The sequence below is a fragment of the Collimonas silvisoli genome (genome assembly GCF_018305005.1).
Lineage (GTDB): Bacteria > Pseudomonadota > Gammaproteobacteria > Burkholderiales > Burkholderiaceae_D > Collimonas > Collimonas silvisoli.
The window spans coordinates 24,090-38,108 of the sequence record NZ_JAGQEG010000058.1 but is presented as its reverse complement, the minus strand read 5'-3'; the positions used below and the strand labels follow the sequence as shown (position 1 = coordinate 38,108).

The window sequence follows — 14,019 nt, the reverse complement described above, 5'->3', positions numbered from 1 at the left end:
ATTATTTTAGATATCGAGGATGCCCCCCCCCCCCCCCCTTATGGACATCAATGCCCGCATTGCCGCCCGCGTGAGTTTTCTGCGCCAGGAACGCGGCTTGTCGCTAGATGCGCTGGCGACCAAATGCAGCGTCAGCCGCTCAATGATTTCCTTGATCGAGAGGGGGCAAAGCAACGCCACCGCGGTGGTCCTGGAAAAACTGGCGACCGGACTTGGCGTGATGCTGCCCGCCCTGTTCGAAGATCCGCAGCCGCAAACCGCGCCGCTCATGCGCCATGCCGACCAGCCGGAATGGCGCGATCCGCAGTCCGGATACCTGCGTCGCGATATCTCGCCGCCTGACCCGCAATCGCCGCTGCGGATTGTCGAAGTGCTGTTTCCGGCCGGCGCTAAAGTGACTTACGAAACGGCTGAACGCGAGGCGCTTGTGCATCAGCAGATATGGATCCTGGAAGGCCGGATGGAGGTCAGCGTCGGCAAAACACAATATGCGATTGAAGCCGGCGACTGCCTGGCGTTCCAGTTAAACAGTCCCGTCGCCTTTCACAACCCCCATCGCAAACCTGCGCGTTACGCCGTGATCATCTGCACCGACAAGCAGCACGGATAGCGCGCGCCAATAAGGAAGCAACCATGCAAGAAAACATACAAATCCATCGCCTAAGCGCGCTTGAGGACGCAGCGTCGATTGCCGCCTTGAGCGACATCCTGATCGATTGCGTCGACGGCGGCGCCTCGGTCAGTTTCATGCATCCGCTCACGCGCTCGCGGGCAGACAATTTCTGGCGCGGCGTTGCGGCCGGCGTCGCCGCCGGCGAGCGCCTGCTGCTGGTGGCCCAAGACCGGCAAGGCGGGTTTCTGGGTACGGTACAGGTGGTGCTGAGCCAGCCGGAGAATCAGCCGCATCGGGCGGACGTAGCAAAGCTGCTGGTCCACCGCAAGGCGCGGCGCGCTGGTTTGGGAGCGGCGCTAGTGACGGCGGCAGAGGATTTCGCCGCGCGTGCCGGCAAGAGTTTGCTGGTACTCGATACCGTCACCGGCAGTCCGGCGGAACAGCTATACAAGCAGCTGGGGTGGCAGGTATCCGGGATCATTCCAGACTACGCGCTGTGGCCGGATGGCCGCTTGTGCGCAACTACCATCTTCTACAAACGCATAGGAAGCAGCGCAGCAGTCTAAGCGACCTATTTCATGTAAACCGGGAACTCTCTTTGCGATGACTCGGCAGCAGCGTCTGCAAAGTTGCTGGGATAACGCGCATCCCGCAACTGCATGAAGGGAGTTTCGACAAATCGATAAAGCAGGTAGCCGCCGACTATGCCGGCCAAGGCAATCACGCCAACTTCGGCCGCAGCGTTGAGGCCGCTGCTTTTCAACAGCCGATGCACGATCACGGCGAGCGGCTTATGCACCAGGTAGATGGCGTACGACCATGCGGCCAGCTGGGCAGCGCCGGGTATCCTCCAGCGATACAGGTAGCTGCACGGACTGAGCGCAGCGACCACCAAAACAGCGAAGGCAACGGCAATCAGCGAATAGCCGAATCCAGTCATGAAGAATCCGTAGCCATAACCTTCGATATAGTATTGATTGACGATCGTGCAGAACAGCAACCCCACAGCCAGGCCGCCGGCAATCAAGGCCAGATGCCCGCGGCGAACGATTCTTTGCCAGGCATCACGGTGAAAATTTTTCAGGATTGCGACAGCGATGCCAGGCAAAAATTCATCGAACCGGCAAAAGCTTGAGTAGTAGATATTCGGGTAATAGCCGCCGACCGCACCGCCCGCTTGCCGACCATACTGCAGCCACAATACGCTGCGGAGCACGATGCCGGCCAGCATCAACAGCCCCAAGGCAAGCCAGGCCAGCCGGATCGATTTGCCATACCTGGCGGCTAAGATGACGACGGCGGGAAGCAAAAGATAAAACTGTTCTTCTATGCACAGCGACCAGGCATGGGAAAACGCGGTTCCCGGCTGCAGCCACAGGTTCTGCGTGAATGTGAGAAAACGCCAAAGCGGCGGCGGAGCGTTCCCTCCCATCGCAAGCGGAAACAGAAAATAAAGTCCCAGCACCAGGTAGAAATTAGGCAGCGTCCGCAAGAATCTTCTGGCGTAGAAATTCTTGAGCGAAAGCGGCTGCCCACGGACGATGCGGGCAAAGATCTGATTACTGATGAGATAACCGCTCAACACAAAGAACAGGTCAACCCCGACCCAGCCAACCGTGCTGGCCCAGCCGAACGTTGCTTCGCCGCTGACGAACACCATGTAGTGGTACATGAACACCAGCATGATCGCCGCCGCTCGCAGCGTATCCAGACCATTATTGCGTTGCAGCTTGCTTGTATTGTGTTGAACGGTTGTTGGCATTGCGTCGTAGAAGGCAGGACTAATTGGGCGGCTGGTGGATATTCCTGTGAGCGGCTGGCTACTTGGGCCTGCAAAAAAAATCGACTCATGCATGAATAAACCCGCACAGTCGACGCACTCACGACGAATCATTGCCGAAAAACAATACAGTCTACGTTTAAATTTATCCTCGTGTCTACTCATGTCGATTCTTCTGGCGATACGCTGATCAAGAAAAAATGCCGAGCACGCCGTAACCGGCTGCCTATACTGTTTACACGACCGGAAAACTGTTGGAGGCGCCGATGAAATCCGAAAAAATTGGCAAATATGAAATCGAGTATTCCGGATTTAAATTACCTGACCGCGAGGACTGGGTCGCGATACTCGCCATTTATGCTTCTTGCAATCCCATCCATAGAAATGGCATTTTTCCGCCGCAACGGGTTGCGCTTGACTGCGTATTTCCGAACGAACAGATAGCACAGGCAGAGGCGCGCGCAATAGCCCTTTCGATGATAGAGATGGGATGTAAAAATCCTTAGTGCCGACAGTTCAGCCGCGCTGGGTGTATCACTTCTGAAACGATTTTAGGCGATTTGCCGCGCTGCCTAGCTCCCAGACTGGCCCTTTTGCCTCGTGCGCCAAGCGCCATCTTGCATGGCGCGCCAATTGCCGAAAGAACTTGTTCTGCGCGCCTCGGCAACGCGCAGTGTCATCCCAGCCGACTAGGAGAGTCATCATGGCAACTTACATCGTTCTCACGAATTTCACGGACCAGGGAATCCGCACCGTGAAAGACACCACTAAGCGAGCTGCTGCTGTTCGCGAAATGGCAAAGAAGTGTGGCATTGAAATGAAAGACATTTACTGGACGCTGGGGAGTCACGATTTAGTTGTAACCTTCGAAGCGCCCGACGACGCAACCTTCACCGCGTTCGGATTGTCGCTCGGTGCGGCAGGTAATGTCCGGACGCAGACACTGCGCGCATTTTCCACGGACGAGATGACCGGGATTCTCAGCAAGATGCCGTAAGGGATCGACGGGGCATCCACCTCGATGCCAGGGAGCAGCTGCAGCTGACAATAATGCAGCGAGCGACGGCAGAGAAATGCACACCCTTGAAATTGAAAAGGCTTCCCAATTGCTTGGGAAGCCTTGAATCTGTTGGTGGGGCGTGAGTGATTCGAACGCACGATCTACGAATTAAGAGTCCTGCGACAAGGCCTCACAGTCACCGGCTTACCCCACGCAGATTCGGCAATTCCTGAAGGACAACAACATAGAAATGGCTGTGGTTCTTGGAACACCGCTGGCGAACCTCACTGACTCACTGCCGTTTGCCGGTAGTGAGCAAGGAGATTTTCATTGACGATATTATATCCGGCAAGAAATCTCCATTGGACTGCTTAGGCTAATAGTCTTGAAATCGGAAAATAACAACATATCACCGCCTTGGTTATGTTTTTCCTGCCATTGGCGGTAATGATGATTATAGATGGGATACATGACGACTTTCTTTGCGTACACGTCATTGCCCGTATAAACAGGAAAATTGGCCCAGTGTGAAGTTGTTTCGTCCTTGGGCGGATGCGGTACAAGGTGCGCATTCTTTTTATTCCAGTGGCCGAGATATTGTGATGTGCCGGTATGATCATAAAACGAGTAGGGATTCATCATGTAAAAGGTGATGCTGTCCACCCGCATTTTTCTCTCTGTGGCGGTGCGCGATACCCACGCCTCATTGATGGCGGCGTAAAGAGAAAAGCCGCCCAATGATGCAGCAAGGTCGTTGTCCAGGAATGAATTTTTGCCGTCATTTTCTTCGTCAAGCAGATCTCCGTTTTTCATCAGCATCGGCCAATCAATGCGCAAGCTACAAAACATCAAATCACGATGCATTTCTTGACGATCATCAGTGTATTGATTTTTGTGTATCCATTTAGCGTTACTGGGCAGTCGCGACAACACATCACCGAGTGCGGCATGGGTGGTTGGATTATCCCAAGAGGCACGCTTCTGGAATGCCTCGAACCCCTTTTCTGCAATCGAATATTTCATCATCCAATCTAACGTAATCGTCTTGGCATCAACCAATTCTTTTGGATAAAATTTACTGCCCGGCATTGAGTACTTTTCTTCTAACGATGTCACACCATGCTTTTGATTAGCGAACCAGTTGCGCAATAATTTTGCGCCGATAGGTGATTTGAATGTTTCCATGACATCGGGAATATCTTGCAAATCAAATGGTTCTATCGATTTTTCATTTTTCGTGTGTGGCGCGGTAGCTGCGGGTGCGAGTTTCGGTTTTGGCGGCGCAGGCGTGTGCAGCCAATTGATGAATTTTCCGATGCTTTCCACGGTGCGGTCGGCGCTGTCTACAGGCACCTTTTTGACTGCCGCTTTTTTCTCTGCAAGGGGTGGATTGCGGAGCTTCGGCGGGGACTTTTGCATGTCGACGCATACGGCTAGAATAGGCAGTTTCAAGCAGCCATCGGCCTGTGGCGACCAGCGCCACAGCAATTTATTAGGCGCGTAATAGCGCATCTTTTTGAGGGTGTCAACATCACCGTGGTATTCGAGGAAAACATACTGCCAGTAAGGATTCCCGACGCTCTCCATCCTTGAAATTCCGTACTGCTCAGGTGCGCCCGACATGCGCCACATGCGCACAGCCCATTGCGTACAGTTTTCGCCTTGCACACCGGATACTGAGCCGCCATATACTGAATAAGGCGGAGGATTATCAATGGAGTAAAAAATCGCCCGCTCTAGAGCGTTATATTGCTGGACTGTTAGCGGTTGAATGAGGCCATCTGCATAGCGTGGGTGTGGGTTAGCTTCTTCTGCGGTCCGCCCCCTTGTCCCCATTCCTGTCTTAGCGATGGTTCCGGGGCCAATGGGGGACATGCCTTTTAAAGGTACAAGACCGTATTCTGTATATCGACCATGGGGATCTGTCACGGCTAAAAAAGTATGCGGCATGCCGTAACTTCCTTTTCCGAAGTTCATGCGAATTTGGATTGTCGGGGTCATATTTACAATTTGGATGATCTAGCTCGTTGGATATAGATGAGTGCGCCGATTGCATAGACGATTAACAGCGGTGCCAATATGTACCAAATGATTTGTCCCCACCAAACAGCAAAACCAGCTTGCCAAGTGTCGGTATTTTTTGCGCCAAAATCCATTTGAATGTGAACCTGATATTTAGCCAGCTCAGGAACTGGTCGAATGATTTCTGCATTGAAAATATATCGACCGGGTGGGGCTTTGACTAGGGCAACGGTACGAGTAACATATCCGCCGCTCACTCCCCTGGAATCTTCCGATTCAACCTCACCCCCTGCGGCGGTTACTCCTGTTTTTTTATTGACGATGGACCACCGTAACGGGGCCGGTACATTTGGAATAGAAAATACAGTGCTCCCTATAAATTCCATTTCTTCAGGTGGCACATCGCCACGTCCAAACAATAAATGCAGCCGATAGGTTTCTGGAATACGTACTTCAATTTCCTTGTGAATCGTATTTTTTGTTGCAAAGGATATTGGCGTATCCAACGGCTCGGCGGTTACCCAATCTGCCCATAATGGAAACAACAGCATCCACAGGCTGGCGAATACCAAAATGACTATTGGATGCCACTGTTTTATTTTCAATGCAAGTGTTCTGTCCGTCTTCACGACGTAATCCCTCGGGAAAATTGCGCTAAAACCATCGTCACAGGAAATGGCTTATTTTGCAACATTATTTTTAATGCCCCGTTACTATGTTCATGCCCCAGAATGAGGGGTGTTGGCCAACCAGGTCCGGCATGCAGATATGGCCGACTTGACAATTGTGTTGATAGATGCCGGGATGCGACTTAGTGAAGCCCTCCGCATCAGGGATATGGACATTGACCGGCAACAGCGGACTGTGGCCATATGGGAGAACAAGGCAGACCATCCAAGGGCTGTCCCGATGACCTCCCGAGTGCATGAAGTGTTTGAAAGACGGTCAGAGCCGGCAACACCATTTAGCTCCTCACAGTTGACGCAGCAGATCACGAGTGGGCTTGGGTACGTACCAGGATGGGCCTGGATACCGAGAAGGAATTTGTAATACATGCACATTTAGGCACTCTACAGCCTCGCGCCTGGCAGATGCCGGTGTGGATGCTTTTCTTCGTATCCAGAAGATGATGGGGCATAAGAACATAGCCAGCACAATGAAGTATGCTCACGTGTCCGCAGCAGGTTTGCATGGACTAGCGGGAGTGCTTGAAACCGCAAGTCAGGTCACACAAAGCAAAAAGGGCTTCCTCGCGGAAACCCTTGTGCCAACTAGCGCTTACTGATGTTCTGTTGGTGGGGCGTGAGTGATTCGAACACTCGACCTACGGATTAAGAGTCCGCTGCTCTACCAGCTGAGCTAACGCCCCAACAGGGGACGAATTATAGCTGCAGTTTATTTTTTTTGCTAGTTCTTCGTGGGAATTTCTATCAGATTGGATATTGGCCGTTGTTTTGCGCCATTCCGGAGTGTCCGCGGTTGAGGGGGATCGTTGAACTGAGCGCCAGGTCAGCCACGCTGTTGCGGCTGGCCGTGCAGGTTCAAAGCGGATCAGGCCAGGCGCGCATCGCTTGCGCGCCGATCGCCAGCAATTTCTCGCGGCCGGCTTTGTCGCGCGCCTGGGTAGACATGCCGTGGATCACCGTCACGAAGAAACTGGCTAACGCGGCGGTGTCGGTATCGGCGGCCAGTTCGCCTTCGCTGACGCCACGGTCCAGACGATTTTTGATACCGGCCTCCATCTGCCCACGGTAGTCCGCCAGCACTTCCTGCACATGCGCGGATGCAGCGGTGCAATTAGTGGCGGAGGTGACGACCATGCAGCCGGGCGGCTGATTCGGATCGGTTTGGGAAATGGCGATGACTTCAAGGTAGCTTCTGATGCTTTCCTTTGCCGTCAGCGGCTCGGCCACGATCGACTCAAAAAAACATGGTTTCTTTGCCAGGTAATATTCCACCGCTTCCAGGAACAGGCGTTCCTTGTCGCCGAACGCCGTGTACAGGCTCGGTGGCGTGATTCCCATGGCGCTGGTGAGGTCATTGAGCGAAGTCGCCTCATACCCGTAGCGCCAAAAAACCAACATCGCGCGCTCCAGCGCAAGCTCTCTATCGAACGATAAAGGACGGCCAGCCTTCTTGCGCGGCTTGTCTTGTGTCATTTCCATAGTGATCGATATTAAACCACTTGACAGCGCAAAACAAGCCCGCTAGAGTCATACTCTAATTCATAGTGATCGCTATTAAATATGAATTCTGGAGGCGCCGAATGTGGCCGAATGGAAACATTAGTTTCTCACAGAATTAAATCTGGCGCTTTCCGAGCACATTTCCGGGCGCAGTTTTTTGCTTTTAGATAAGGGAAAAATCGGCACATTTGGAGGATCAGACAAGAAGCGTCCAGTAAGCGGCTATCGGCTGACAGGCAGTCAGTCATATATTGCTAATCACGATTTAAGGCAATGCTAGCTAATCAAGAACGCCAATGTCGGTCGCCAGGCCTGACTACCTCCTTATCCAGACGGCTTTTCGCTAAGCGATTGTTTCTGAATACGCAGTTCTCTATTCCCGTTTTCACACATATATCCAGGGGTCTCACATGCAAACTTCGACACCATTATTTTCTCGCAAAGCCATAGCGATTGCGGTCGGCATCCTCGTGCTCGCCGCCGCCGGCGCCTTCACCCTGACCAGCCGCCAGGCCAAAGCGGTCAGCGCGCCGCCGCCTGCGGCATCGGTCTCGGTCGCCGCCGCCCTGGAAAAATCGGTTACCGAATGGGATGATTTTTCGGGGCGGGTGGAAGCCATCGAACGGGTTGAAATCCGGCCGCGGGTATCCGGCACCATTGACTCGATTCACTTCCAGGAAGGTCAACTGGTGAAAAAAGGCGACCTGCTGTTCACCATCGATCCCCGCCCCTATCAAGCCGAGCTGGCGCGTGCAACCGCAACCCAGGCTGGCGCCCAAGCCGGACTGGCATTGGCAAAAACCGAGCTGGCGCGCACCAGCCGCCTGATTGAAGAACATGCAGTAGCCCAGCGTGAACTAGATCAACGCAACAATGCTTTGCTGGAAGCCGACGCCGGCCTTAAGGCGGCTGAAGCAGCCGTCTTGAGCGCACGCCTGAATCTGCAATATACGTCGATCACGGCGCCGGTCAGCGGCCGCGTCTCGCGCGCTGAAATCACTACCGGCAATCTGGTCGGCGCCGGCGTCAGTTCACCGGCCCTGACCACCGTGGTATCGGTGTCGCCGGTGTATGTCAGCTTCGAAGTCGATGAGCAAACCTACATCCGCTACGCTGCCAACGGCGCCGTCGGCAACTCCGGCGTCAGCCGCCTGCCGGTCTCTATCGGCTTGGCCAGCGAAGACGGCTATCCGCATCAAGGCCAGATCAAGGCTTTCGACAACCGGCTTGACACCGCCTCCGGCACCATGCGCGTGCGCGCCGTGTTCGACAATCCGAACGGCGCCCTCACCCCTGGCATGTATGCCCGGGTGCGCACCGGCGGCTCGGCGGCAGAGACCGCGGTGCTGATCGACGACAAGGCTGTCGGCAACGACCAGGACAAGAAATTTGTCATGGTGCTGGGCGCTGACAACAAGGTCATCTATCGCCCCGTCAAGCTGGGTCCTATCGTCGACGGCTTGCGGGTGGTTCGTTCCGGCCTCAAGAAAGATGAGCGGATCGTCGTCAACGGCTTGCAACGGATACGCCCGAACGACCTGGTCACACCGGTCACGGTAAGCATGGAGGGAGAAAACAGTGCTCCCGCCAAGGCTGCAGTGACGGTGGCTAGCGCTAAATAACAAAGGCAACGACGGTCATCACCACCGCATCGAAGCCAAACCGAGCCCAACACCATGAATATTTCAAAATTCTTTATCGACCGCCCGATCTTTGCGGGCGTGCTATCTGCGATCATCTTGATCGGCGGCCTGATTTCCATGCTCAGCCTGCCGATCTCCGAATACCCGGAAGTGATTCCGCCGTCGGTGATCGTCAAGGCGCAGTATCCGGGCGCCAATCCGCAAACCATTGCGGAAACGGTGGCAACGCCGATTGAGGAACAAATCAACGGCGTCGAAGGCATGCTGTACATGTCTTCGCAAGCCACCTCCGACGGCTTGATGACGCTGACCATCACCTTCAAGCTGGGCACTTCGCCGGACCAGGCCCAGCAACTGGTGCAGAACCGCGTCAACCAAGCGTTGCCAAGATTGCCGGATGTGGTCCAGCGGCTCGGCGTTACGACAGTCAAGAGTTCGCCTAACCTGACCATGGTGGTGCACTTGCTGTCGCCCAATGACCGCTACGACATGGCCTACCTGCGCAACTACGCGGTGCTGAACGTCAAGGACCGCCTGGCGCGCCTGCCCGGCATCGGTTCGGTGCAATTGTTCGGTTCCGGCGATTATTCGATGCGCGTCTGGCTCGATCCGCGCAAGGTGGCGGAACGCGGCTTGGCCGCCACCGATGTGGTTAACGCCATCCGCCAGCAAAACGTCAATGTCGCCGCCGGCGTGATCGGCGCTTCGCCGTCGGTGCCGGGAGTGAACTATCAGATCTCGGTGAATGCCCGCGGCCGGCTCGCCAATGAGGAAGAGTTCGGCAACATCGTGATTCGCACTTCGCCCGATGGCGTGGTGACCTATCTGAAAGATGTGGCGCGGATCGAACTCGGCGCCAGCGAATATGCGCTGCGCTCGCTGCTCGACAATAAGCAAGCGGTTGCGATCCCGATCTTCCAGGCACCCGGCTCCAACGCGCTGGAAATTTCCGACAACGTCCGCCGCACCATGGCCGAGCTGAAGCAAGACATGCCGGAAGGCGTGGATTACAAGATCGTGTACGATCCGACCCAGTTCGTCCGCTCCTCCATCGAAGCCGTGGTGCACACGCTGCTGGAAGCGATCCTGCTGGTGGTGATCGTGGTCATCATTTTCCTGCAAACCTGGCGCGCTTCGATCATTCCTTTGCTGGCGGTGCCGGTATCGGTGATCGGCACCTTTGCAGTGATGATGGGCCTGGGTTTTTCGATCAACGCCCTGAGCTTGTTCGGGCTGGTGCTGGCGATCGGGATCGTGGTCGATGACGCCATCGTGGTGGTGGAAAACGTCGAACGCAATATCGAAAACGGCCTGTCCGCCAAAGAGGCCACCTACAAAGCCATGCGCGAAGTTTCCGGGCCTATCGTGGCGATTGCCTTGACCTTGTGCGCGGTGTTTATTCCACTGGCCTTCGTCAGCGGCCTGACCGGCCAGTTCTTTAAACAGTTCGCCCTGACGATCGCGATTTCGACCGTGATCTCGGCATTCAACTCGCTGACCTTGTCGCCAGCGCTGGCAGCTTTGCTGCTAAAGGGCCACGGCGCCAAGAAGGACGCTTTCCAGCGCCTGATCGACCGTTTCTTCGGCGGCTTCTTTGCGGTGTTCAACCGGGTCTTCCATCGCGCCTCGGACTCTTACAGCGGCGGCGTCACCGGCATCCTCAAACGCAAGTCGGCAGCGCTGGCCGTGTATGCGGTATTGATCGGCGTCACCGTGCTGCTGTTTCATACGGTACCGAACGGCTTCATCCCGGCCCAGGACAAGCAATACCTGGTGGGTTTTGCGCAATTGCCTGACGCCTCATCGCTGGACCGCACTGAAGACGTGATGCGCAAGATGTCGGAAATCGCGCTGAAACAACCCGGGGTGGAATCGGCGGTAGCCTTCCCTGGCCTGTCGATCAACGGCTTCGTCAACAGCCCCAACTCCGGCATCGTGTTCACCACGCTCAAACCGTTTAACGAGCGCCGTGGCGCCGACCAGAGCGGTATCGCCATTGCCCAGCAGTTGAACCAAAAATTCGCCGCGATCCAGGGCGCGTTCATCGCCGTGTTCCCGCCGCCGCCAGTGCAGGGCTTAGGTACCATCGGCGGCTTCAAGCTGCAGATCGAAGACCGCGCCGCGCTCGGCAACCAGGCCTTGAACGACGGCTTGCAGGCCTTCATGGCGAAAGCGCAAAAAGCGCCGGAACTGGCTGGCATGTTTTCCAGCTTCCAGATCAACGTGCCGCAGCTGTACGCCGATGTCGACCGGGTTCGCGCCCAGCAGCTGGGAGTTTCGATCCCGGCGGTGTTCGATACCTTGCAAATCTATCTCGGCTCGCTGTACGTGAACGATTTCAACAAGTTCGGCCGCACTTTCCAGGTACGGGTCCAGGCGGATGCGCCGTTCCGCGCCCATGCCGAGGACATCGGCTTGCTGAAAGCGCGCAACGACCGCGGCGAGATGGTGCCGCTGTCGTCGCTGCTGAAGATGACGCAAAGCTACGGCCCGGATCAGGCGATACGTTATAACGCCTTCCCTTCTGCCGACGTCAACGGCGGGCCGGCGCCCGGCTACAGTACCGGCCAGGCCCAGGCTGCGGTGGAACGCATCGCGGCCGAGACGCTGCCACGCGGCATCAGCTACGAATGGACCGAAATCACTTACCAGGACAAGATCGCCGGCGATACGCTGTTCATCATCCTGCCGCTGTCGATCTTGCTGGTGTTCTTCGTGCTGGCGGCGCAATACGAAAGCCTGACCTTGCCGCTGGCGGTGCTGCTGATCGTGCCGATGGGGATCTTGTCGGCCATCTTCGGCGTCTGGCTGACCCATGGCGACGACAACATTTTCACCCAGATCAGCCTGATCGTATTGGTGGGGCTGGCGTGCAAGAACGCGATCCTGATTGTCGAATTTGCGCATGAACTGGAAGCGCAAGGGCGCTCCATCTACGCCGCTGCGATCGAAGCTGCGCACCTGCGCCTGCGCCCTATCCTGATGACCTCGATCGCCTTCATCGCCGGCGTCATCCCGCTGATCCTGTCGACCGGCGCGGGTGCGGAAATGCGCCATGCCATGGGGGTCGCGGTGTTCTCCGGCATGATCGGCGTGACCGCTTTCGGGCTGTTCCTGACACCGATCTTTTACGTGCTGCTGCGTACTCTGGCGTCGCGCTTTACCAGTGCGAAATTGCCAACCGATCCGCATGCCGACAAGCATGCCGGCCCAGCGCTGACAGCGCCAGCGATTGCAGCAGCAGCGCCCATCGAAGGAATCTGAACATGAAAACTTTCAATCTCAAACTCAGCACGCTGGTGGCCGCACTGGTGCTGGCCGGCTGCTCCACCACCAACCCGCCGGAACAGGTCGCAGTCGACCTGCCCGGCCAGTACCGGGAAGCGGCAACGCTGGATGGCAAATGGAAACTGGCGCAACCTGCCGACGCCGCCGATCGCGGCGCCTGGTGGTCGGTATTCGGCGATGCCGAACTCAGCAAATTGATTGCAGAGGCAACCCAATCCAGCCCGACCCTGGTGATGGCCATGGCGCGTGTCAAGGAAGCGCGCGCCACCGCCGGACTGGCCGATGCCGATCGTGCATTTCAGCTCGGCAGCGGCTTCGGCCCTACCCGCCAGGGTGACGCCAATGGCGCTTCAACCCAGTGGCGTGCGCAACTGAACGCTTCTTATGAAGTCGACCTGTTCGGCCGCCTGTCGGACAGCAGCCGCGCCGCCCGTCTCGATGCGGAAGGACAGGAGGCCGCGTATCGCTCGGTGCTGCTTGCATTGCAAGCCGATGTCGCCCAACAGTATTTTGCGATCCGCTCGCTGGACGCCGAACTCGATGTGCTGCAACAAACCATCAAACTGCGGCAAGACGCCTTGCGCCTGGTCCAGCATCGTTATGACGCCGGCGACACCAGCGAACTGGACGTAGCGCAAGCCAATACCGAGCTGTCGGTGACCCAGGCCGAGCAGGAAGGCGTCAGCCGCAACCGCGCCCAGCGCGACCATGCGCTGGCGATCCTGCTTGGCAAGGCGCCGGCGCAGTTCACGCTGGCGGCAGAACCGTTGCAACCGGTGACAGTCAGCGTGCCGCCCGGCCTGCCTTCCGACCTGCTGGAACGGCGGCCCGACATCGCCCAGGCCCAGCGCCAGCTGGCCGCCGCCAGCGCCCGTATCGGCGTTGCCAAAGCGGCGTTCTTTCCGAGCCTGGTGCTGACTGCCTCCGGCGGCTACAGCTCGGACGCCTTGCACAATCTGTTCAAATGGTCCAGCCGCAGCTGGCTGCTGGGGCCGCTGGTCGGCACCATGCTCAACCTGCCTTTGCTGGATGGCGGCCGCAACAAAGCCAATCTGGCGCGGGCCGACGCCAACTATGAATCGGTGGTGGCGAATTACCGCCAGCAGGTGCTGGCCGGCTTCCAGGACGTGGAAGACAATCTGAGCGCCTTGCGCACGCTGGATAACCAGATTCGTTTTCAGGAAGATGCGGTTAAGTCGGCGCAACTCGCCGCCCGCCTCGCCGATTCGCGCTATCGGAATGGTTCTACCAGCTATTTTGAAGTGATCGACGCGCAACGTTCGAGTCTTTCCGCGCAGCGTGCGAAAAGCCAGAGCGTCGGTCAGCGGGCGGTGGCGTCGGTGGGCTTGATACGGGCGCTGGGTGGCGGCTGGGATGCCCCTGCGGCCAGCAACAGCGCTTTGGCCTTGGCTAAGTAGGTAAGTAAGCAGCTTAGAAAATGGCGGTGTCGCTCACGCCGCATCGCCACTTTCGGAAATATCGCTTGC

13 protein-coding genes and 1 tRNA gene are annotated in these 14,019 nt (G+C 56.6%); 9 read left to right on the top strand and 5 right to left on the bottom strand.

Features of this window, described 5'->3' with window-relative positions:
• Positions 1-19: 19 nt before the first annotated feature.
• A complete protein-coding gene (locus tag KHU33_RS16175) occupies positions 20-610 on the top strand; it encodes a helix-turn-helix domain-containing protein (protein WP_211464738.1) in 591 nt (196 codons plus the stop codon).
• 23 nt (positions 611-633) lie between these two features.
• Positions 634-1,179: a GNAT family N-acetyltransferase gene (locus tag KHU33_RS16170; protein ID WP_211464736.1), complete on the top strand. Its 546-nt coding sequence runs from the start codon at positions 634-636 to the stop codon at positions 1,177-1,179.
• A gap of 5 nt (positions 1,180-1,184) precedes the next feature.
• Here the strand turns inward: KHU33_RS16170 and KHU33_RS16165 are convergent, their stop codons facing one another.
• Positions 1,185-2,375, bottom strand: coding sequence for an acyltransferase family protein (locus KHU33_RS16165; protein WP_230414316.1), 1,191 nt, complete (start codon positions 2,373-2,375; stop codon positions 1,185-1,187).
• A 284-nt stretch (positions 2,376-2,659) separates the two neighbouring features.
• Between KHU33_RS16165 and KHU33_RS16160 the strand changes: the two genes are divergently transcribed.
• Positions 2,660-2,899: a hypothetical protein gene (locus tag KHU33_RS16160; protein WP_211464732.1), complete on the top strand. Its 240-nt coding sequence runs from the start codon at positions 2,660-2,662 to the stop codon at positions 2,897-2,899.
• Positions 2,900-3,096: 197 nt separating this feature from the next.
• The gene (locus KHU33_RS16155; RefSeq protein ID WP_211464730.1) at positions 3,097-3,390 is read left to right on the top strand and encodes a GYD domain-containing protein; all 294 of its coding nucleotides are present in this window, start codon (positions 3,097-3,099) and stop codon (positions 3,388-3,390) included.
• 342 nt (positions 3,391-3,732) lie between these two features.
• Here the strand turns inward: KHU33_RS16155 and KHU33_RS16150 are convergent, their stop codons facing one another.
• Entirely contained in the window at positions 3,733-5,370 is a 1,638-nt protein-coding gene (locus KHU33_RS16150; protein WP_211464728.1) for a DUF6402 family protein, read from the bottom strand.
• Positions 5,371-5,396: 26 nt separating this feature from the next.
• A complete protein-coding gene (locus tag KHU33_RS16145) occupies positions 5,397-6,044 on the bottom strand; it encodes a DUF5625 family protein (protein ID WP_211464726.1) in 648 nt (215 codons plus the stop codon).
• Positions 6,045-6,183: 139 nt separating this feature from the next.
• Here KHU33_RS16145 and KHU33_RS26895 point away from each other — a divergent pair, with 139 nt between their 5' ends.
• Both KHU33_RS26895 and KHU33_RS26890 read left to right on the top strand, forming a co-directional pair.
• On the top strand, positions 6,184-6,465 hold the full coding sequence (locus KHU33_RS26895) for a tyrosine-type recombinase/integrase (RefSeq protein ID WP_211464725.1): 282 nt from the start codon (positions 6,184-6,186) through the stop codon (positions 6,463-6,465).
• The gene (locus KHU33_RS26890) at positions 6,413-6,700 is read left to right on the top strand and encodes a tyrosine-type recombinase/integrase (RefSeq protein WP_407928289.1); all 288 of its coding nucleotides are present in this window, start codon (positions 6,413-6,415) and stop codon (positions 6,698-6,700) included. The genes KHU33_RS26895 and KHU33_RS26890 overlap by 53 nt, the downstream gene beginning before the upstream one ends.
• A gap of 8 nt (positions 6,701-6,708) precedes the next feature.
• Here the strand turns inward: KHU33_RS26890 and KHU33_RS16130 are convergent.
• Positions 6,709-6,784, bottom strand: a tRNA-Lys gene (locus KHU33_RS16130).
• A 172-nt stretch (positions 6,785-6,956) separates the two neighbouring features.
• Positions 6,957-7,580: a TetR/AcrR family transcriptional regulator gene (locus tag KHU33_RS16125; RefSeq protein ID WP_211464723.1), complete on the bottom strand. Its 624-nt coding sequence runs from the start codon at positions 7,578-7,580 to the stop codon at positions 6,957-6,959.
• A gap of 431 nt (positions 7,581-8,011) precedes the next feature.
• Between KHU33_RS16125 and KHU33_RS16120 the strand changes: the two genes are divergently transcribed.
• From KHU33_RS16120 to KHU33_RS16110, 3 genes are read left to right on the top strand one after another with little or no spacing between them, the layout of a single operon-like run.
• Positions 8,012-9,223 carry an efflux RND transporter periplasmic adaptor subunit gene (locus tag KHU33_RS16120; protein ID WP_211464722.1) on the top strand — a complete coding sequence of 404 codons (1,212 nt, stop codon included), beginning with the start codon at positions 8,012-8,014 and terminating at the stop codon, positions 9,221-9,223.
• A 54-nt stretch (positions 9,224-9,277) separates the two neighbouring features.
• On the top strand, positions 9,278-12,508 hold the full coding sequence (locus KHU33_RS16115) for an efflux RND transporter permease subunit (RefSeq protein ID WP_230414315.1): 3,231 nt from the start codon (positions 9,278-9,280) through the stop codon (positions 12,506-12,508).
• 2 nt (positions 12,509-12,510) lie between these two features.
• Complete coding sequence (locus KHU33_RS16110; protein WP_211464721.1) at positions 12,511-13,950, top strand: efflux transporter outer membrane subunit; 1,440 nt, start codon at positions 12,511-12,513, stop codon at positions 13,948-13,950.
• The last annotated feature ends 69 nt before the right edge of the window (positions 13,951-14,019 follow it).

Bases quoted from the DNA above. Each gene is read 5' to 3' on its own strand.
- KHU33_RS16175 (WP_211464738.1), top strand. From the start codon at position 20: ATGCCCCCCCCCCCCCCCCTTATGGACATCAATGCCCGCATTGCCGCC.
- KHU33_RS16170 (WP_211464736.1), top strand. From the start codon at position 634: ATGCAAGAAAACATACAAATCCATCGCCTAAGCGCGCTTGAGGACGCA.
- KHU33_RS16165 (WP_230414316.1), bottom strand. From the start codon at position 2,375: ATGCCAACAACCGTTCAACACAATACAAGCAAGCTGCAACGCAATAAT.
- KHU33_RS16160 (WP_211464732.1), top strand. From the start codon at position 2,660: ATGAAATCCGAAAAAATTGGCAAATATGAAATCGAGTATTCCGGATTT.
- KHU33_RS16155 (WP_211464730.1), top strand. From the start codon at position 3,097: ATGGCAACTTACATCGTTCTCACGAATTTCACGGACCAGGGAATCCGC.
- KHU33_RS16150 (WP_211464728.1), bottom strand. From the start codon at position 5,370: ATGAACTTCGGAAAAGGAAGTTACGGCATGCCGCATACTTTTTTAGCC.
- KHU33_RS26895 (WP_211464725.1), top strand. From the start codon at position 6,184: ATGGCCGACTTGACAATTGTGTTGATAGATGCCGGGATGCGACTTAGT.
- KHU33_RS16125 (WP_211464723.1), bottom strand. From the start codon at position 7,580: ATGGAAATGACACAAGACAAGCCGCGCAAGAAGGCTGGCCGTCCTTTA.
- KHU33_RS16120 (WP_211464722.1), top strand. From the start codon at position 8,012: ATGCAAACTTCGACACCATTATTTTCTCGCAAAGCCATAGCGATTGCG.
- KHU33_RS16115 (WP_230414315.1), top strand. From the start codon at position 9,278: ATGAATATTTCAAAATTCTTTATCGACCGCCCGATCTTTGCGGGCGTG.
- KHU33_RS16110 (WP_211464721.1), top strand. From the start codon at position 12,511: ATGAAAACTTTCAATCTCAAACTCAGCACGCTGGTGGCCGCACTGGTG.